The sequence below is a fragment of the Actinomadura luteofluorescens genome (assembly GCF_013409365.1).
GTDB classification, from domain to species: Bacteria; Actinomycetota; Actinomycetes; order Streptosporangiales; family Streptosporangiaceae; genus Spirillospora; species Spirillospora luteofluorescens.
In genome coordinates this window covers 1,032,133-1,051,294 of record NZ_JACCBA010000001.1, presented here as the reverse complement: position 1 = coordinate 1,051,294, position 19,162 = coordinate 1,032,133, and the positions used below count along the sequence as shown (strand labels likewise).

The window sequence follows — 19,162 nt, the reverse complement described above, 5'->3', positions numbered from 1 at the left end:
CGGCCCTGGAACGTCTCCCTGGACCGGCTGCGGACGAGCGACCCCGCGGCGCTGCAACTGCTCCAGGTCTGCGCGTTCTTCGCGCCGGAGCCGATCTCGCTGCGGATGCTGTCCGGCGCGCGCAACGTCGACGGTCCTCCCGAGCTGATCGAGGCCCTGGGGGACCCGGTCAGGCGGGGGCGCGCGATCCGTGCGATCAACCGGTACGCCCTGGCGAGGATCAGCCACAAGCACAACACGATCATGTTGCACCGCCTGGTCCAGCGCGTCCTCGTCGGGCAGATCCCGCCCGGAGAGGCCGAGGAGCTGCGCCGGTGCGGCTACCAGCTGATGGCCAACTTCGACCCGCGCGACCCGGCGCTGCCCGCCAACTGGCGGCGCTACGCCGATCTGCTGCCGCACGTCCACTACTCGGGCGTCGTCGGCTTCGACGACCCCTGGACGCGCCGGCTCGTCCTCAACGAGATCGACTTCCTCTTCCAGTGGGGCGACCACCGAGGCTTCCTCGAACTGGCGGAGACCGCGGTCAAGACCTGGACGGAGATGCTGGGCGAGGGCAACGAGCAGGTGCAGGAGGCCATGCTGCACCTTGGTCGCGCCATGCGCCTGCAGGGGCGGTTCGAGGAGGCGTACGTTCACCATCTCCGGGTCCGCGACCTGCGGGCCGAGGAGCACGGCGCGGACGACGAGCGCACGATCGACGCGCAGCGCTTCGTGACGGCCGACCTGCGCTACCTGGGGCAGTTCCAGCAGGCTCTCGAATACGACAGGCGCTCCTTCGAGGCACTGCGCCGTATGTACGGCGAGGACGACCCCACCACCCTGCAGCAGGCTCACCTCTACGCCATCAGCCTCCGCCTCAACGGTGACTTCCGGGCGGCGTGCGATCTCGACCGGCAGACCTACCGGCACTTGATCAACATCTTCGGGGAGCACCACGGCCGGACCCTGTCGTCCCTGGCGGCGGTCGCCGTGGACGAGATGGAGCTGGGCCACTTCGAAGTGGCGAGAGAGCTGACGCGGCAGAACGCGCAGCGCCTCGAATCCGCATTCGGCAGCAGTTTCGCCGGCCTTGCCGAAAGCCTGACCGCGCTCTCTGTGATGGAGCGCAAGGCAGGAGACCACGAGCGCGCACTCGATCTCTCCACCGAGGCGCTTGAACGCTACAACGAGCGGTACGGGCAGTACCATCCGGGTTCGATCTCCGCCGCGCTGAACCACGCGGTGAACCTGCGCCAGGTCGGCAGGCTCGGCGACTCGATTCGTCTGGCGCGCATCACGGCGCAGAACTTCCTGCGGATGTTCGGCCCCGATCACCCCAACACGCCGAGCGCGAACATCAACCTCGCGGTCGCCCTCCGGCTGAACGGGCAGCTCGAAGAGGCCAAGAAGCTGGACGAGGCGGCACTGGAGGTCCTGACCCGGGTCCTCGGCATCGACCACCCGCGCAGCATCGTCTGTGCGATCAATCTGGCCAGTGACCACTACGCGGTCGGCAATTTCCATGAGGCCATGGAGAGGGACCGGGAGACCCTGGAACGGGCGCAGCGCGTCCTCGGGGAGGAGCACCCCACCTCGCTGGCATGCATGCTCAACCTCGGGCTCGACCTGCGCGCGCTGGAGGAGGAGCAGGAGGCCGGCAGCCTGACGGAGCGCGCCATCGACGGCATGCGCAGGGTACACGGCCCCCAGCATCTGGCCACAGCGGCCGCGCAAGAGGGAGCCCGCGCGGACTGCGATATATATCCGATTCCGGTCTGAGTCTAAACCGACCGGGGGCTGGAAACGTGGCAGCCTTCCGGGCCCCTGCTCCTGACTTGGCTCTGTTTCAATGCCCGTTGAGTTGGGTAAGGATAAATCCGGCGTCACGCCGCCGATGACAGTTGAGGTGTAATTTTCCGGATCTGGACATGACTATGCTCCCCACGTATAGTAGGGGAGCAAATTTGTGTGTCCGTACGGATTGTTTATCTTTGGTAATTGTCGGCGACCACGTGAGCGTCGTGGGAATCCAGCCGATCCGGCCGCCGAGGGATCGGGCTCGCGGACATCGCCGTCCTCTCCCACCGAGAACCACCGCGATGCTCCCGAGGACGGAAGAGGTAATGGGCGGTCAAGGAAACTGGGACAAGGTGCCATGGCGCAAGAGCAGGCGGTCTGGCTCGGAGGATCAGGGGGGAAACTGCGTCGCTGTTGCCGCCTCCGCCTCGTACGCCGCCATCCGGGACACCAATGACCCCTGTCGGGCGACCATCGTCCTTCCGAAGTCCGCCTTACGCGGAGTGTTGGACGAGATCAAGAACGGCGTCTTCGACCTGCGGTGATTCCGTCTCATCATCGGTTGGAGGCGCGACGTCCACCCCGGGATCCGCGCCTCCGCTTCCGTCCGCTCAGGCCTCGAAGGCGTCGGTCTTCACCGCGTTCATGAACGTGCGCCAGGAGTCCATGGACAGCGACAGCCGCGGACCTTCGGGGTCCTTGGAGTCGCGGATCGCGCGGGTGCTGCCGATCGACGCCACCTCCACGCACACCGCGAGGTCGGGGTCGCTGCTCCGGCTGCTCTTCCTCCAGACGGGCGTGGGCGCATTGGTATGAGTCATGGCTGGATGCTCCTTGTGAACCGTTTCAACGCCGCCAGGAAGTGCACAAGGCCGTCCCCGGCGACCCCTGGTGAGAATTAATCTATCGCATGGTCCGGGTATTCCTCGCTAATCTGGACCCAAATGTGCGACATGCGGGATCGCCGTATTCGGCAAAGCTTGTATCTGACATTTAGTATTTAAAGAAAATCGGCAACCAAAGCACGCATTTCCCGGGCGACGCGGTGGGGTGCCCACGGGTCGGCGGCTGCGCGATCAGGCCTGGTGGTTCGGGTGGTGGCGGGCGCCTTCCGTAGGCCGGGCTGTCAGCTCGTCGCGCCGGCGGTCGTCCATGCGGAACGAGTCTGGTCCGCCTGCACCGAGTGGAGGAGGGTGTCGGGCGGACCGTCTGTGTAGGGCTTGTCACGGTCCGTCCGCCTAGGGGTTTCCCGTCGGTGTGATCTGCGTAACCGTGGAGTCGGTCGGCGAGGAGAGGTGCCCTCGGCATATTCCCAGGTAAAACGGTAGGTTTTATCGGGAACTTGCCCGGCGGTGGACGTCTTCGCAGGTGAAGCCAGCTTCTTTGGGGCTTCACAGGGGCGGACGCCGAGTGCATGCTGTGGGCATGAACGCAGCGAAGGTCCTGGTGGCGAGGCGCCACGTCGACCTCCTTCGCGTGTGCAGTGCGTCCTGTTGAGCCACTTTTTCGTGCGCCGACGCCACTGACCGGCGAGTCCCCCTCTTCCACCGGCCGCCCTCTGCGCCGGGACCCTGCCGCCTTCCTTCCGTTCCCCTCTTCCGGAGGTGCCTCGTGTCCACCCATCTGCTCGATCCACCCCGCTCGGCGATCCCCGAAGCGGCGCGGCCCGCGGACGCCGCCCGTTCCGGCGCCGTGCTGCTGTCCCTGCTGCGCCGGGCCCGCAAGGTCAGCGGGCTTGTCGTCGTCCTCGCCCTGTGGGAGGCCGGCGCCCGCGCGGGCTGGCTCGGCAGCACGACCCCGCCGCTCAGCGACGTCGCCGTCCGCGGCTGGGAGATGGCGTCGTCGGGCGCGCTGTTCCAGAATCTCGGAGTCTCGCTGGCGCGGGTCCTGAAGGGACTGGCGGTCGGGCTGCCGGCCGGCCTCGTCCTCGGACTGCTCTCCGGGCTGTTCAGGATCAGCGAGGACGTCATCGACGCGCCGGTCCAGGCGGTCCGGATGCTTCCGCACCTCGCGCTGGTCCCGCTGTTCATCATCTGGTTCGGGATCGGCGAGACGTCCAAGGTCGGCCTGATCGCGGTCGGCGTCGTTTTCCCGCTCTACATCAACGTGTTCCACGGCATCCGGGGCGTGGACGAGCGGCTGGTGGAGTCGGCCCGTACCTGCGGGCTCGGCCGTCTCGGCCTCATCCGGAAGGTCATCCTGCCCGGCGCGCTCCCGCAGATCCTCGTCGGCCTGCGCCTGTCGCTCGGTGTCGCCTGGCTGACGCTCGTCGTCGTGGAGCAGTCCGCGACGGCCAGCGGCATCGGCTTCGTCATCAACCAGGCCACCCAGTTCCTGCAGATGGACACGGTCTTCCTGGTGCTCGTGGTGTACGCGCTGCTCGGCGTTTCGACGGACCTGCTGGTGCGGCTCGTCGAGCGGCGCGCCCTCGCGTGGCGGAGGGGGCTGGTGGCGCGATGACGGCGACGGTTGCGAGCGGCGTGCGCGTCCGCGGCCTCAGGCGGGTGTTCGGCGAGCGCGCCGTCCTGGACGGCGTCGACCTCGACATCGCGCCCGGCGAGTTCGTCGCCCTGCTCGGGGCGAGCGGCTCCGGGAAGAGCACGCTGCTGCGCGCACTGGCCGGGCTGGACGGCGAAGGCGGCGGCGAGATCGATGTTCCCGGCAGGCGGGCCGTCGTCTACCAGGAGCACCGCCTGCTGCCCTGGAGCCGGGTGTGGGACAACGTCGTCCTCGGCCTGCGGGGACGCGACCTGCGCGGGCGGGCCGAGGCGGCCCTGGCGGAGGTCGGGCTGACGGCTCGCGCCGACGCGTGGCCGCTCACCCTGTCGGGCGGCGAGTCCCAGCGCGTCGCGCTGGCGCGGGCGCTGGTGCGGACGCCCGACCTGCTCCTGCTCGACGAGCCGTTCGGGGCCCTGGACGCGCTCACCCGGCTCAACGCCCAGGCGCTCGTCGCCGACCTGTGGGCCGAGCACCGGCCGGCGGTCCTGCTGGTCACCCATGACGTCGAGGAGGCGCTGCTGCTCGCCGACCGCGCGCTCCTGCTCGCGGACGGCCGGATCGAGCGGGAGTACGCCGTCGACCTCCCGAGACCGAGGTCGCTGGACGACCCGAGGTTCATCGCGCTGCGGCGCGACCTGCTCGACGGGCTCGGCATCCAAACCGTCCTCCAGCCCCCACCCGCCGCCATTCAACCGACGAGCTCCGCTCGACCAACCGTCCTCCAGCCCCCACCCGCCGCCATTCAACCGACGAGCTCCGCTCGACCAACCGTCCTCCAGCCCCCACCCGCCGCCATTCAACCGACGAGCTCCGCTCGACCAACCGTCTGACTGCCAAGGAGGCATCATGACCGATCTGACCGCCGACGTGCTCGTCGCGGGCGGCGGCCCCGCCGGCGCGTGGGCCGCGATCAAGGCCGCGGAGGCCGGCGCCGACGTCGTCCTCGCCGACAAGGGCTACCTCGGGACGAGCGGCGCGACGGCGTCGGCGGGCACCGGGGTCTGGTACGTCGAGCCGGACCCGGAGGCCCGGGAGGCGGCCATGGCCGGCCGCGAGGCCCTCGGCGGGTACCTCGCCGACCGCGGGTGGATGGCCCGCGTCCTCGACCAGACGTACGCGAACATGAACGAGCTGGCCGAGATCTCCAGGTACCCGTTCCCGGAGGACGGGAACGGCCGCCAGATCAGGCGGGGCCTGCAGGGGCCCGAGTACATGCGGCGGATGCGCGTGCGGGTCCGCCGGTCGGGGGTGCGGGTCCTCGACCACAGCCCGGTCACCGAACTGCTCGCGGACGGCGCCGGGGCCGTCGCCGGCGCCGCCGGGTACCGCGTGCGGGACGACCGGCCGTTCCGGGTCCGAGCGGGCGCGGTCGTGCTCGCGACCGGCGGGTGCGCCTTCCTCAGCAAGGCGCTGGGCTGCGACGTCAACACCGGGGACGGCGCCCTGTTCGCGGCGGAGGCGGGCGCGGAACTGTCCGGCATGGAGTTCTCCAACGCCTACGCGATCGCCCCGGCCTTCACGTCCGTGACCAAGACGGCGTTCTACTCGTTCGCCACCTTCTACCACGCGGACGGGACCGTACTGGAAGGGGCGGGCAGCCGGCGGGGACGATCGGTGATCGCCCGGACGCTGCTCAGCGAACCCGTCCTGTGCCGCATCGACCGGGCCACGCCCGAGGACCGGCGGGCGATGCGGCTCGCGCAGGCGAACTTCTTCCTCCCGTTCGACCGGCAGGGCATCGACCCGTTCACGGACCTGTTCCCCGTCACCCTCCTCGCCGAGGGGACGGTCCGCGGCACCGGCGGCATCCGGATCACCGGCGCCGACTGCTCCACCACGGTGCCCGGCCTGTACGCGGCGGGGGACGCCGCGACCCGCGAACTGATCTGCGGCGGCTTCACCGGCGGCGGAAGCCACAACGCCGCGTGGGCGATGTCGTCGGGCACCTGGGCCGGGCAGGGCGCCGCCCGGTACGCCGCCGGACTGGGCGGGCGCGCCGGAGCGCGGACCGTGCACGCCCTCGGCGAGGCGGGCGTCCGCCCGGAGGGGACGGCGGCCGGCGGCCACGCCGACTACGTCGCCGCCGTCCAGGCCGAGGTGCTGCCCTACGACAAGAACCTGCTGCGGCACGGCGGGCGCCTCGCCCCGGCACTGGACGTCCTGGACCGGACGTGGCGGCAGCTGCGCGGCACGCTCCGCGAGGAGGGCGCCGGGGTCGTCCGGGCGAGGTCGGCCGCCGCGATGACCGCGCACGCCCGCTGGATGTACCGCGCCGCGCTCACCCGCACCGAGACGCGGGGCATGCACAAGCGCCAGGACCTGCCCGACCAGGACCCGGCCCAGCACCGCCGGCTCGTCACCGGCGGCCTCGACGAGATCTGGACGCGTCCGGAGGACGAGGCGGTGGCGTCGTGATCGAGATCGTCTCGCGGGAGCGGTGCATCGCCTGCGACAAGTGCGTGGACGTGTGCCCGACGAACGTCTTCGACCGCGGAGCGGACGGCGTCCCGGTCATCGCCCGGCAGGGCGACTGCCAGACCTGCTTCATGTGCGAGGCGTACTGCCCGGCCGACGCCCTGTTCGTCGACCCGCGCTCGCACGCGCTGCCCGAGCCTCCGGACGAGGCGGCGCTCGCCGCGGACGGGACGCTCGGCGCCTACCGCGCGCAGATCGGCTGGGGCCGGGGCCGCACCCCCGGCGCCAGGCTCGCGATCGGCCCGTCGCTCGACCCGGGCGCCCCCCTCACCTCCTGAGACACCACTCGATCGACCCCGCGAAAGGCAACCACGTGAGATTTCCCCGAGCTCTGGCCGCCGGCCTCCTCGTCCTCGCCGCGACGGCGTGCGGCTCCTCCGAGGCCGACAGCGGCTCCGGGACGCTCCGCATCGGAGTGATCGGGTCGGGGGCCGGCAACAAGCTGACCCGCGCCGTCGGGTTCCTCGACCGGCGCGGCGAGCTGCTGCCCGAGCTGAAGGCCGCCGGCATCACCAGGATCCGGGTCGCGACGTTCCCGAACGGCCCCGACCTGAACCAGGCCCTCGCCGGCGGCTCCCTCGACATCGGCCAGTACGGGGACACCCCCGCCCTGATCGGCCGGGGGCAGGGCCTGCCGACCCGGCTGCTGTCGCTCAACTCCGTCCGCCTCGACGCCGCGATCGTCGCGAGGAAGGACGGCGGGCCCGCGTCCCTGAAGGACCTGGAGGGCAAGCGGATCGGCGTCCAGACCGGCTCCTACATCCACCGCTACCTGCTCGGCGCGCTGGAGCGGGCCGGGGTGAGGCCGAAGGAGATCATCCACATGTACACGCCGGCGATCATCGCGGCGCTGGAGAAGAACGCGATCGACGCCGGCGGCCTGGTCTCCGCCGACCAGGCCGCGCAGGAGAAGAAGGGCTACCGGTCGATCGACATCGCGTCGCGGGACCATCCCGACCTGCTCGGCACGTCCGTCACCGTGGTGACGGAGAAGTACCTGGCGGGGCACAAGGACATCGTCCAGGTGTGGCAGAAGGCCGAGACGAGGGCCGCGAAGGTCGCCAAGGCCGACTGGCCCGGCTACACCGCGTACGTGGCCGAGACCGGCGGCTACGCCCCCGACATCTCGGTCAAGACGACACTGAAGGACCAGCTGCCCGACGAGCCCTTTCCGGCCGAGGGTCTGAAGTTGCTCGACGGGACCAAGACGTTCCTCGTCCGGCAGGCGCTCGTCAAGAAGGACTACACGCTCGACTCCTGGCTGGCGCCCGGAGCCAGGCCGTGACCCGGCTGGACGCCGACGTCCTCGTCCTCGGCGGCGGGCCCGCCGGGGCGTGGGCGGCGCTCGCCGCGGCCGGCGCCGGGGCCGCGGTCGTCCTCGCGGACAAGGGCTACTGCGGGACCAGCGGCCCGACCGCGTCGGGCGGCAACAACCTCTGGTACGTCCCGCCGGACACCGAGGCGCGGGCACGGGCCGTCGACGAGCGCTTCGAGCAGAGCGGCCGGCTCGCCGACCGCCGTGTCATGGCGCGCGTCCTTGACGAGACCTACCGCCGTGTCGACGACCTCGCCTCTTTCGGCTACCCGTTCCCCTCCGGCGAGGACGGCGTCGAGCGGCGGGGCAGCCTCCAGGGGCCCGAGTACATGAAGCGGATGCGGCGCCGTGTGCACAGATCGGGCGTGACGATCCTCGACCACCATCCCGCGCTGCGGCTGCTCGTGGACGACTGGGGCGTCGCGGCCGGCGCGTCCGGCATCGCCCGCCAGAAGGGCGGCGAGACGTGGACCGTCCGCGCGGGCGCGGTCGTCCTGGCCACCGGCGGTTGCGCGTTCCTTTCCGGCGCGTTCGGCACCAACGTCGACACCGGTGACGGGCACCTGATGGCCGCCGAGCTGGGCGCCGAGCTGTCGGGCATGGAGTTCTCCAGCGCCTACGCGTTCTCCCCGGCACACGGTTCGCACACCAAGGGCCTGATGATGCAGTTCGCGACGTACTACGCCGAGGACGGCGCCCCGATCGACGTGCCGGACCCGCTCGGCGCCAGGATCCGCGTCGCGGAGCGGCTCGCGGCGGGGGAGAAGGTGTTCGCGCGTCTGGACAAGGCGCCTCCGCACCTGCACGAGGCGATGCGGGACGCCCAGCCGAACTACTTCCTCCCACTGGACAAGGCGGGGATCGACCCTTTTCGCGACCGTTACGAGCTGCGCATGGTGCTGGAGGGCACGGTCCGAGGGACGGGCGGTCTGCGGATCGTCGGCGACGACTGCGCGACGACCGTCCCCGGCCTCTACGCCGCCGGTGACGTCGCGACGCGGGAGCTGGTGTCCGGCGCCGTCAGCGGCGGCGGTGCCTACAACGGAGCATGGGCGATCTCCTCGGGCACCTGGGCCGGCCGGGGCGCCGCCGGGTTCGCCGTGGGACGAGCACGTCCGCACGCCGTCCCGGCCGGGCGCGCCGGCCTGCGTCCCGGACGGCTCGACGCGGCGGCGGTCGTCCGTGCCGTGCAGGACGAGATGCTGCCGCTCGACCGCAACCTCTTCCGGACACGTGACGGGCTTCGCGACTCCCTCGCCTCGCTCGACGCCCTGTGGGAGCAGATCACCTCCCAGGGCATCGCCGGAACCGGCCGCGAACGTCTCCGCGCGAGATCGGCCGCGGCGATGACGGCGCACGCCCGGTGGAGCTACCGCGCCGCTCTGGCCCGTCCCGAGTCCCGGGGCATGCACCGGCTGGACGGCCTTCCGCAACTGCCGCGGTTCGAGCACCGGCACCTTGTCGGAGGTCTGGACCGGCTCTGGACGGCCGCCGAACCCGAGGAGGCTCTGGCATGATCGAGGTGGTGAGCGCGGACCGCTGCGTACGCTGCGACGTGTGCGTCAAGGTCTGCCCGACGGACGTGTTCGACCGCGGCCCGGGCGGTATCCCGGTCATCGCCCGGCAGAGCGACTGCCAGACCTGCTTCATGTGCGAGGCCCACTGCCCGACGGACGCGCTCTACGTCGCGCCGTTCACCGGCCCGGCCCCGGCGGACTCTCCCCACACCGACGAGGACGTGTTGGGCGACGCGTTCGGCGAGTACCGCCGCATCGTCGGCTGGGGCCGCGGCCGCACCCCGGGCAGCCGCGCGGACCGCAACCACATCTTCACCGAACGCCTCCGCTCCTCGCCCTGACCGTCTTCTAGCGGGAGGTGACCGGATTCTCGTCCTTGGCGAGGGTGAGGAAGAAGTCCCGGACGTCCTCGGCGAACAGATCCGGCACCTCCATCGCGGCGAAGTGGCCGCCGCGCTCGAACTCCGACCAGTGCCTGATGTCGAAGAGCCGCTCGGCCAGCGGCCGCACCGACTGCGTGATGTCGTGCGGGAGGACCGCCACCCCGACCGGCACCGGGCACGGCTCGGTCTTTCGCGGGGCGTCGTGGTGCAGCCGCGCGGAGGAGGCCGCGGTGGCGGTCAGCCAGTACAGGGAGATGTCGGTGAGCATCCGGTCGTCGCTGATCTGCGAGCGAGGATCCGTCCATTCCGCGAAGCGCTCGGCGATCCAGGCGAGCTGGCCGACCGGCGAGTCGGTCAGCGCGTAGCCGATGGTCTGCGGGGTGAGGGCCTGCAGAGCCTGGAAGGGGGGACGGTTGGCCATCAACCGCCTGACCTTGTCGAGCCTGGCCTCGTCCGTCTCGGACAGGTCGATGCCCGCGTCCGGGTCCGGTCGGGTCGGCAGGTAGTTGACGTGGACCCCGACGACCTGCTCGGGAGCCACGGCGCCGAGCGCCAGCGAGACGCCCGATCCGAAGTCGCCGCCCTGCGCGCCGTAGCGCTCGTAGCCGAGACGGCGCATCAGTTCGGCCCACGCCCGCGCGATCCTGGTGACGTCCCAGCCGCGCTCGTGGGTCGGCCCGGAGAAGCCGTAGCCCGGCATGGACGGGATCACCAGGTGGAAGTCGCGGGACAGCGACTCGATCACGTCGAGGAACTCCAGGAACGAGCCGGGCCAGCCGTGGGTGAGGACCAGCGCGAGCGCGTCCGGTCTCGGCGACCGGACGTGGACGAAGTGGATGTTCTGGCCCTCGATCTCGGTGGTGAAGTGCGGAAGCTCGTTGAGTTCGGCCTCGTGCCCGCGCCAGTCGTAGCCGGTGCGCCAGTACTCGGCCAGTTCCCTGAGCCGTGCCAGCGGGAAGCCGTAGTCCCACCCGGCGCCGGCGACCTCGTTGGGCCAGCGGGTGCGGGAGAGCCGGTCGGTCAGGTCGTCGAGGTCGGCCTGGGGGATCTCGATGCGGAACGGCTTGATCATGCTCTGACTCCAGGGATCGCCACTTTGTTGGCATGGCCAACGTTGGTATTGCCAACCATACACGGCATTGTTGGTCGTGCCAACAAAGTTCGGCGGCCCCGTGGCCGAGCCGGTGCGTGATCGAATGCGGGCCCGCGGCGAGGACGGGACGGCCTCCTAGGCGCGCCAGAACGAGGGGGGCAGCGTCTCGATCTCGGTCGCGGCCTGCTCCAGCCGCTCGCCGAACGGCCGCAGCGCCGTCTGCCCGGCGTCGGCCAGGCGGCGGATGATGGCGGCCTGACGGCGGGCCCGGCCGACGACGACGGCGGCGAAGGCCTCGCGATCGCCGTCGTAGCCGTAGGAGTCCAGCAGGAGATGCAGACGGCGGGACCTGTCCTCGAACGCCGTGAACCCCTGGAACTCGGCGACGTGCCGTGCCTGGAGCGGAACCCAGGTCAGTGCCAGGTGGGCCAGGTCGAACTCGCGCGAGGAGGGCCCGGCGGTGTCCCAGTCGACGAACCCGACCAGACCGCCGGCCTCGGTCCACACCGCGTTGTACGGCGAGGCGTCGTGATGGCCGATGACCGACCCGGGCTGCCAGCTCTGCCCGGCGAACCAGGTCGCGTCCTCGGGCGGGACGAAGGCGGCCGTCGTGTCGTGCAGCCGCCGCATCCACGCGCCGACCTGCCGCAGCGCTCCGTCCGAATGAGGCCATGCCGGCCACGGGTGGCGTTCGCCGATGGTGTCGCCGTGCAGGAATGTCAGGACCTCGCGCCCCCGCTCGTCATACCCCAGCACCCGCGGCGCGCCTTCGAACCCGGCCGCCTCCAGATGCCGCAGCACCGCGTGCACGGTGGGTGTCCAAGGATTCGCCGGACGGTGCACGGTGTCTCCGACACGGACCCCGCCCACGTGCCTGCCACCCGGCAGCGGCTGCTCTTCCATGCGGGCTTTCTAACCCGAGGCGCGAGCCCGCGCATCTGGTTTTTCCCGAGAGTAGTACTCTCCGAATCCCGATAATGGTGCGAACCTTTCCCCGCCGGGCGGCCGTCACACAGACGCATGTCTCTTCGGTGTCCGTCCGTTATCACCGCCCCCCGGAGCTCCCCGTGACCAAGACGATCGCGATCCGCCTGGCCGTCAGCGGCCTGCTGCTCATCGGCGCCGCCGCGTGCGACGGCGACGGTGGGAACGCGGCGGGCTCATCGTCCGCGCCGTCCGCCGCCGGCACCCCCTCCGCGGCGACCAGCGAGCCGGCGCCGCCCTCCGCGGCGCCGACCGCGAGCGCCTCGCCGACATCGCGGGCCACGCCCGCCGATCCCAAGGTCACCAACAGCAGGCAGATCGTGATGATCGATCCCGAGGGCAAGCGCTACACGTTCACGACGATGGCGCAGATGGCCGCGGGCATGCGGGTCACCATGGGGGAGAACGCCCCGTCGGGCTTCTGCGAGAAGTCCTACCGGAAGGGCGTAGAGGGAGGAGGGTCGTTCCCGGCGGGACGCGACGCCTTCCTGGCGGCCTGCCGCGAGGGATGGCTCAAGAGCGAACGCTGGATGCGGCAGCAGTAGGACCGTTCGAGACGCAGCGGAACTGACGGAGGAAAAGTGCGTCACCAGGTGTACGAGCCCCTGGCCCAGGATGACCCCGCCGAGATCGGCGGGTACCGCCTCCTCGCCCGGCTGGGCGCCGGCGGGATGGGACGGGTCTACCTCGCCGCCACGCAGAGCGGGCGGAAGCTCGCGATCAAGGTGGTGCGCCCGGAGTTCGCCGACGACCGGGAGTTCCGCCGCCGGTTCGCCCAGGAGGTCACCGCCGCGCAACGCGTGCAGAACCTCTACACGGCCGCGGTCGTCGACGCCGATCCGAGCGGCGCGATGCCGTGGCTGGCCACCGTGCACGTCCCCGGCCCCTCCCTCGCGGAGGCGGTCGCCGAGTCGGGGCCGCTGCCGCCGTCGGCGCTGCCCACGCTGGGGGCGGGCGTCGCCGAGGCGCTGCAGAGCATCCACCGGACCGGGATCGTGCACCGGGACCTCAAGCCGTCCAACGTGCTGCTGGCCGACGACGGCCCGCGGGTCATCGACTTCGGGATCGCCCGCGCCGCCGACGCGACACCGCTCACCCGGACGGGCGGCGTCATCGGATCGCCGCAGTTCATGGCGCCGGAGCAGGTGCGCGGCGACGCGTCCACCGCCGCGGTCGACATCTTCGCGTTCGGCACCCTGCTCCACTTCGCGGCGACGGGCCTCAGCCCCTTCGGGGAGGGCGACCCGCAGGCGGTCATGTTCCGCATCGTCCAGGAGGCGCCCCGGCTCGACCGGTGCCCCGAGGCGCTGCGGCCGATCATCGAGCGGTGCCTGGACAAGGACCCCGCGAACCGTCCGTCCGACGCCGAACTGCTCGGCGAGCTCAGCCGCATGCAGTCGTCGCGGGCCGCCGTCTGGCCGCCCGAGCCGGTCACCGAACAGCTCCGGGCGTACAAGGAGGTGCCGTCTCCGACCCGGGTCCTGGACGAGCCGCGCACCCGCACGCTCCCGGCGGGCGCGCACGAGCAGCCCCACTACGGCGCGCCTGAGCAACCCCGCTACGGTGCGCCTGAGCAGCCCCGGTACGGCGCGCCCACCAGCGTCTCGTACGGCGCGCCCACGCTTCCGCCGCACGGCGCGCCCACACCGCCCCCGCACAGTGCGCCCGCACCGCCCTACCCGGGCACGCCCCCTCCACCTGGGCGTGGTGTGCCCGCTCCGCCCCCGCCTGGCGCGCACACCCCGTACCCGCCGTACCCGCCGGCGCGCCAGAGGGGCTCGGGTTGCGGCAGGACCTTCCTGCTGGTCAGCGGTGGCGTCGTCGCGCTGCTCATCGTCCTCGGGTTCGTCGTCAGGGCCGGCCAGTCGGGCAGCGGGAGCCAGACGGGCACGGACGGCTCCGGGAAGACGACCGCGTCGCCGCGGTCCGGCGGCGGCAAGGGCGGGAAGGGGAAGAAGCCCGGCACGCTCCTGGCCCGTTACAGCAAGATCGACATCTCGACCGGCTACACCATCGGCTTCGCCGACAACCCGAAGCGCCCCAAGAAGGGCGAGGGCGGCGATATGGAGTTTCTCGCCGGGAACATCCGCGGCGACGGCAAGTTCGGTCCGATCGCGCGTGGCCGGCCGGCGACCTACAAGACCTGCCACGACAACACCAAGTACATCGAGGACAGGATCTTCCAGCCCGACCCGGGGACGACCTGGTGCGTCTACACCGAGTCCGGCCTTCTCGGCATCGTCCACATCAGGACCAAGGACTACGAGTTCATGAACTTCGACCTGAGCGTCTGGCAGGGGCCCGCCGACTGACGACGCGCCGTCAGCTCACCGTGGCCGCGATCCTTTCGAGCACGGTGGTGTAGAGGGGACGCTTGTCCGGGCGCGCCCGGCCTGCGGCGTGCTTGAGGGCGGGGATCGCCTGCGCTCCCATAAGGACGAGCCCGTCGGACGCGGCCCTGCGGACGGCGGGGTGGGAGTGCGTGAGCAGATCGACCATCGCCGGCACGGCCGGTTTCCACGCCGCGTGCGACAACGTCTTGACCGCCGAGCGCACGATGTCGGGTTGCCGGTCGTCGAGCAGCAGCACCGTCTGCTCCAGGTAGTCCCCACGGCCCATCACCTTGCGGGAGATCCGGTGCGCGTGCAGCCGGACCCTGGCCTCGGGATGGCCGAGCGACTCGGCGAGCAGCTCCTCGAGTTCGGGAGCGCCGGCGTGGGACTCGGCGAGCAGGGTCAGCGCCCGCCGGATCTGCTCGGGGCCGCCGGTGCGGGCCAGGTGGAACAGTTCCGCTCGTCCCGGCCGCCGCTCTGCCTGCGGGACGGGGGTTCGGACGCGAAGCGCCGAGAGGGCGGCGGTGTCCTGCTGGGCCGCGCCGGGACGGCGCAGCGGCCCGTCCACCAGCAGGATCTTGTCCGCGAGGTCGTGACGTCCCTCTTCGCGGAGCCGCCGGCGCGCTCGCACCAGCGCGGGGGTGCGCAGCAACGCGACTCTGGACACGAGATCGAGCAGGCCCCAGTCTCCGTTGTCGATGCGGGCGGCCAGGGCTCCCGCCAGGACGTCGGGGTCCGCCTTGCGCAGTGCTCGCCCGGCCGAGGTGTGAAGGGACGCGCCGCCGTGCTCCCACCATGTCAGCAGCAGGGGGATGAGCCGTTCCACGTCCGGCGGGTCCAGACCGGCGGCGACGAGGGCGATGCGTTCGCGAACCGTGTCGCCGCCGGAGTCGCGGTCACCGGCCTGGCGCAGTTCGGTATCGCTCATCAGGGTCAGGGCCTGCGCGAGAGTCGAGGAGACGGGGAGATCGATCCGGCCGTCGAGGAAGGCACGCAGCACCGTGAGCCGGAACTGAGGTTCGGGCCAGCCCAGCATGACGCGGGCCGCGGCTTCGCGTTGATCCCGCGCGGGATCGTCCAGCAGTTCCATAAGGCGCTCATGCCTGTCCGCGGACCGGGGCCGGTCCCGATCGGCGGGGTGGCTCGGTGCGGGGCGGCAGGCGTCCTCGGCGATGGTCCATGACGGTGCGCCGGGCGGTTGCAACTCGATCATCCAGTCCAGGAGAGCATCGCGCGCCTGGAGGCCGGCGTTGACGAAGACGCCGATCAGCGCGTCGAGCTGGTCTCGCGAACCGATCGGGCGTCCGTCGAGATCGACGGGCGGGTCCGCACGGAACCGCCGGAGGGTGTCAGGCGTGCGGACGGCCGCGGCGAGGGCCTCCCGCCAGGGGCGGACGGCGGGACGCTCGGACGCCTCGGCGCTGATCGGTTCCGTCAGCCCGAACGCCTCCCGCAGCGCCTCCTCTTCCGCCAGCCACGGGTTCGCGCCCGCGCGGGCGGCGTCCAGCGCGCGCACGAGATCGGGCCGGGTCAGCACAGCGCCGCACCGGCGCAGCAGTACCAGGAAGGACCGGCCTCCCGCGGCCTCCGGCGGCAGCGCGCGAATCCGCGCGGCGATGTCGAACCTGGCGGTGGACGACAAGCGCACCACCGTCTCCTTGAGCAGCGCGAGAAGACGGTCGCGATCAGCGTCACCGACGTCTGCCAGCCCCGCGACCAGGGTCCGCGCCGACCGGGCGAAGACCGCCGTCTCACCGGCCGTCCACGGCGGCGGGCAGAGCCGCAACGTGAGCCGCAGGACCCGTCCGCGCTGTTCCGGCCCTTCGGCGGCCAGCTCCAGCCAACGCTCCAGCAGCGGCCGGAGCCGGCTCAGCCGCTCGGCGGTCAGCTCGCCGGGATCCCGTTCGAACCTCTCCACGAGGCGCCGTGCGGTCTCGGCGTCCCAGCCGCGGTTCGCCAGAGCGTCGAGTTCGGCGTCCGGCCGAGCGGCCGGCGGTACTCGCGGGACCGGCGGCGTGATGCCGCGGGCCGCCATCCGGTCCGTCAGCTCCGCGGCCGTACCCGAACCAAGGGTGAGCCGCCCCGCGGCGACGAGCGAGAGCAGCGCGGCCCCGGCCGGTGATCCTTGGTCGGCCAGGGCACCGACGGCACGGGCGGACAGCGCGCCGCCGAGGCCGGTCAGCAGCAGGGAACGGGTGCGGTCGTCGTCGGCGCGGTCGGCCGCGGCGACGACGGTGGCGGCGTAGGCGTCGCCGAGGATCGTCCGCAAGGCCTCGACGAGCGCGTCGCGCAGGCCCGGATTGTCGTGCCGTCCGAGCCAGAACAGCAGCTTCGGCACAGCCGGTGGGGCTCCCGCGCTGATCAGCGCGTTCGCGGCGGTCTTCTTGACGTTCATGTTGGGGTGGTCGAGACAGGCGGCGATCGGTTCCGCGGCCCAGCGCGCGCCCGCGTGTCCGAGCGCGAGCAGCGCCTGGCGCGCGGTCTGCACGTCGGAGGCGGTGGTGAGCGGGACCAGGCTCGCCGACAGGGCCTGTGCGTCCTCGCCATCGGCGTCGCGGGCGAGCAGGGCGATCACATGCTTGCGGACATGGCGGTCACGGTGGCGCAGCAGCGGATGCACCCGTGACCGGATTCCGCGATGGGAAGTCTGCAGGAGCAGGCTGAGCAGGATCATTTGCTCGGCCGCCGTGAGTTCAGGGCGGTCCAGCAGATCGAGCGTGAGGCCGGCGACGAGCGCCTCGCCCGCCTCCCGCTCGTCCACGGCGTCCAGCAGCAGGCGCGGCCTGATCTTCCTTCGTGCGTGGAGACGGCCGCCGAGATCGCGAAGGGCCGTGACGACCTCCTGAGGCACCGTCGGTTCGCCGGCGTCTCCGGACGCGCCCGGCGCCCACGCCGCTGCGAGATCGGACACGACCCGCAGCAGAAGGTCGGCGATGGCCGGCACGGTGCCGGAGCCGGCGTTGCGCGCCAGCCTGCACAGGGCGGCCACGGGCCTGCCCGGGTCCAGGCCCGCGCGGAGCAACGCCAGTTCCCGCTCGTCGGGCCCGCCGAGATCGGCGGCGATGCGGCGGGGTAGATCTCCCGGGTCGAGCCGGACCAGAATCGACCTTCGCTGGTCGGGGTCCTCGGTGAGATGCCACAGCACTTCCAGGGCCCGGTGGCGTGCGGGGCGCAGGTAGGACGCCACAGCGCCCTTGCCGTCCGGTCCGTCCAAGCCCAGACCGTCTCGCAGCGCCGCGACCGTCCGGGCTCCACCCACGGCTTCGAGGGCCTCCACCGCCGCCTCCGGTGACCGTGGCAGCGCGGCGATGACGGCCTCCTCGGCGGCCGTATGGCGCAGCGCGCGGAGCGCCCGCAGGAACGGCCGGGGATCCGGCGCGGTGCCCAGCAGGCCGGTGACCTGCTCACCCACCGGCAGGTCCCCGGTGCCCTGGGCGGCCAGAGCGACCAGGAGCTCCAGCCGCCGCGGCCAGTGCGGATCGTCGGCGTCCGCCGTCACCAGCTCCTGGAGCGTCTCGTGCCGGCACGTGAACAGGATGGTGGCGACGTCGTTCGCGGGCACCGAGTGGTCGTCGATGGCCAGGCGCACGACCGCCGGCACGGCGTCGCCCGCCGGGAAGTGCCCGCGCCGGTGCAACCCGCGCAGGCACCGGATGGCCGGCCCGGCGAGCAGGAGCGGGTCGGTAGCGGCGATGTTCACGAGGCCGCCGATGTCGTCGCGGCTCGCGAGGTCTCCGAGCAGCTCCAGCGCCTGCCGCCGGAGCACCGGAGGCCGGTTCCGGTCGGCGGCGACGTCGCGCAGCAGGTTCCGGTGCCCATGGCGGGCCGCGGCTTCGATCGCCGCGGCGGCACAGTCAGGCCCGGCTTCGAGGAACCGGAACAGACGCTCATGGGGCAGTGGATCCAACGCGGCCCAGGGCTCGGACAGCTCACGCAGCGCCGCCGTGGCGACGTCGGCCGCGGCAGCCCTCGGCTCGGGTTCCCCGGCGATGGATCGGGCGAGGCTCACGACGAGCGTCCGGGCTCGCTCCGGTGCCAGCAGGCCGGCGTGCAACGCCTCGCGGGTGACCCGCAGTGCCTCCTTCCGCAACACGGGATCGGGCCGGCCCGTCAGCTCGCGTGCGAACCTCTCGGGTTCGTCCACATCGGCCACACCGATCCCGCGGACGGCCTGGTAGAGCAGTTCGCCCGGGCGCTCGTCCCGCAGGGTCTCGGGCCGCTCAGCGATCTCGGCGCTCAGCCAGGCGACCTGGACCCGGGCCGGCAGATCCGCCTCGCGCCACCGCGGCCAGTGCCGGGGCCGGATGTGGGAGCGCAAAAGGAGATGTAGGCGCGCCAAGGCAAGCGCCGCCTCCGGCGACCCATCGAGTGAGCCAGGTAGCGACGCCGCGAACTCGGCCAGCTCGGAGCGGTCCTCATCCCGCCCAGCCTCCAGGCGTTCGGCGAGGCAGACGAGGCCCAACTCCCGCAGGCGCGGATCCTCGTGCGCGACGAGAAGCCGCAGGACGCCCGGCGGACACCGCAACGGATCGAGGGCGGCCGACAGCCGGTCCGGGTCAGCGCAACGCAGGGCGGCGAGGACCGTATCGTCGACCGACGTCATGCGCTCTCAACTCCACCCGATCTTGGAACGCCGCCAAGCGTAGCGACCCCTCCGCCGTGGCCCGGCGCGTGCGGAACTCGGCCGAACCCATCGGCCCGCCATGCGTCCGGCAAAGTCCTCGCCATATCGGCGTGATCACCGGATGCCGCAGCGCAGACTGGCCCCGGCTCGGGCGCGTGAC

Annotated in this window: 14 protein-coding genes and 1 pseudogene; 11 read left to right on the top strand and 4 right to left on the bottom strand. The window is 71.9% G+C overall.

The window, feature by feature from the left end:
* Positions 1 to 18: 18 nt before the first annotated feature.
* Together fxsT and BJY14_RS47655 are read left to right on the top strand one after the other, a co-directional pair.
* Positions 19 to 1,761, top strand: a complete 1,743-nt coding sequence (fxsT, locus tag BJY14_RS04565) for an FxSxx-COOH system tetratricopeptide repeat protein (protein ID WP_246396504.1) — start codon at positions 19 to 21, stop codon at positions 1,759 to 1,761.
* Positions 1,762 to 1,910: 149 nt separating this feature from the next.
* Positions 1,911 to 2,324, top strand: a complete 414-nt coding sequence (locus BJY14_RS47655) for a DUF397 domain-containing protein (protein WP_376769993.1) — start codon at positions 1,911 to 1,913, stop codon at positions 2,322 to 2,324.
* A 66-nt stretch (positions 2,325 to 2,390) separates the two neighbouring features.
* On the opposite strand, the gene BJY14_RS04555 is transcribed toward BJY14_RS47655, so the two are convergent.
* A complete protein-coding gene (locus tag BJY14_RS04555) occupies positions 2,391 to 2,600 on the bottom strand; it encodes a DUF397 domain-containing protein (protein ID WP_179842451.1) in 210 nt (69 codons plus the stop codon).
* A 790-nt stretch (positions 2,601 to 3,390) separates the two neighbouring features.
* Here BJY14_RS04555 and BJY14_RS04550 point away from each other — a divergent pair.
* The 7 genes and pseudogenes from BJY14_RS04550 (at position 3,391) to BJY14_RS04520 (ending at position 9,926) form a co-directional block, all read left to right on the top strand.
* Complete coding sequence (locus tag BJY14_RS04550) at positions 3,391 to 4,239, top strand: ABC transporter permease (RefSeq protein WP_312878976.1); 849 nt, start codon at positions 3,391 to 3,393, stop codon at positions 4,237 to 4,239.
* Positions 4,236 to 4,934, top strand: a pseudogene (locus tag BJY14_RS04545) (ABC transporter ATP-binding protein); the annotation flags it as partial. The gene BJY14_RS04550 and the pseudogene BJY14_RS04545, both read left to right, overlap by 4 nt.
* Before the next feature lie 190 nt (positions 4,935 to 5,124).
* The gene (locus tag BJY14_RS04540) at positions 5,125 to 6,693 is read left to right on the top strand and encodes an FAD-binding protein (protein WP_179842449.1); all 1,569 of its coding nucleotides are present in this window, start codon (positions 5,125 to 5,127) and stop codon (positions 6,691 to 6,693) included.
* Entirely contained in the window at positions 6,690 to 7,031 is a 342-nt protein-coding gene (locus BJY14_RS04535; protein WP_179842448.1) for a 4Fe-4S dicluster domain-containing protein, read from the top strand. The genes BJY14_RS04540 and BJY14_RS04535 overlap by 4 nt, the downstream gene beginning before the upstream one ends.
* 35 nt (positions 7,032 to 7,066) lie before the next feature.
* The gene (locus BJY14_RS04530; RefSeq protein WP_179842447.1) at positions 7,067 to 8,038 is read left to right on the top strand and encodes an ABC transporter substrate-binding protein; all 972 of its coding nucleotides are present in this window, start codon (positions 7,067 to 7,069) and stop codon (positions 8,036 to 8,038) included.
* Positions 8,035 to 9,585, top strand: coding sequence for an FAD-binding protein (locus BJY14_RS04525; protein ID WP_179842446.1), 1,551 nt, complete (start codon positions 8,035 to 8,037; stop codon positions 9,583 to 9,585). The genes BJY14_RS04530 and BJY14_RS04525 overlap by 4 nt, the downstream gene beginning before the upstream one ends.
* Positions 9,582 to 9,926: a 4Fe-4S dicluster domain-containing protein gene (locus BJY14_RS04520; RefSeq protein WP_179842445.1), complete on the top strand. Its 345-nt coding sequence runs from the start codon at positions 9,582 to 9,584 to the stop codon at positions 9,924 to 9,926. Before BJY14_RS04525 ends, BJY14_RS04520 begins: the two co-directional genes overlap by 4 nt.
* 7 nt (positions 9,927 to 9,933) lie before the next feature.
* Here the strand turns inward: BJY14_RS04520 and BJY14_RS04515 are convergent, their stop codons facing one another.
* Both BJY14_RS04515 and BJY14_RS04510 read right to left on the bottom strand, forming a co-directional pair.
* Complete coding sequence (locus BJY14_RS04515) at positions 9,934 to 11,040, bottom strand: epoxide hydrolase family protein (RefSeq protein WP_179842444.1); 1,107 nt, start codon at positions 11,038 to 11,040, stop codon at positions 9,934 to 9,936.
* A 156-nt stretch (positions 11,041 to 11,196) separates the two neighbouring features.
* Complete coding sequence (locus BJY14_RS04510) at positions 11,197 to 11,964, bottom strand: phosphotransferase (RefSeq protein ID WP_179842443.1); 768 nt, start codon at positions 11,962 to 11,964, stop codon at positions 11,197 to 11,199.
* A gap of 164 nt (positions 11,965 to 12,128) precedes the next feature.
* On the opposite strand from BJY14_RS04510, the gene BJY14_RS04505 reads away from it, so the two are divergent.
* Both BJY14_RS04505 and BJY14_RS44340 read left to right on the top strand, forming a co-directional pair.
* Positions 12,129 to 12,590 carry a hypothetical protein gene (locus tag BJY14_RS04505; RefSeq protein ID WP_179842442.1) on the top strand — a complete coding sequence of 154 codons (462 nt, stop codon included), beginning with the start codon at positions 12,129 to 12,131 and terminating at the stop codon, positions 12,588 to 12,590.
* A gap of 36 nt (positions 12,591 to 12,626) precedes the next feature.
* A complete protein-coding gene (locus tag BJY14_RS44340; protein WP_312878975.1) occupies positions 12,627 to 14,357 on the top strand; it encodes a serine/threonine-protein kinase in 1,731 nt (576 codons plus the stop codon).
* Between the two features lie 10 nt (positions 14,358 to 14,367).
* On the opposite strand, the gene BJY14_RS04495 is transcribed toward BJY14_RS44340, so the two are convergent.
* Entirely contained in the window at positions 14,368 to 18,981 is a 4,614-nt protein-coding gene (locus tag BJY14_RS04495) for a HEAT repeat domain-containing protein (protein ID WP_179842441.1), read from the bottom strand.
* Between the last annotated feature and the right edge of the window lie 181 nt (positions 18,982 to 19,162).

Coding starts and splice junctions, on each gene's coding strand:
- BJY14_RS04540 (WP_179842449.1), top strand. CDS start 5,125: ATGACCGATCTGACCGCCGACGTGCTCGTCGCGGGCGGCGGCCCCGCC.
- BJY14_RS04520 (WP_179842445.1), top strand. CDS start 9,582: ATGATCGAGGTGGTGAGCGCGGACCGCTGCGTACGCTGCGACGTGTGC.
- BJY14_RS04515 (WP_179842444.1), bottom strand. CDS start 11,040: ATGATCAAGCCGTTCCGCATCGAGATCCCCCAGGCCGACCTCGACGAC.
- BJY14_RS04510 (WP_179842443.1), bottom strand. CDS start 11,964: ATGGAAGAGCAGCCGCTGCCGGGTGGCAGGCACGTGGGCGGGGTCCGT.
- BJY14_RS47655 (WP_376769993.1), top strand. CDS start 1,911: ATGACTATGCTCCCCACGTATAGTAGGGGAGCAAATTTGTGTGTCCGT.
- BJY14_RS04495 (WP_179842441.1), bottom strand. CDS start 18,981: ATGACGTCGGTCGACGATACGGTCCTCGCCGCCCTGCGTTGCGCTGAC.
- BJY14_RS04555 (WP_179842451.1), bottom strand. CDS start 2,600: ATGACTCATACCAATGCGCCCACGCCCGTCTGGAGGAAGAGCAGCCGG.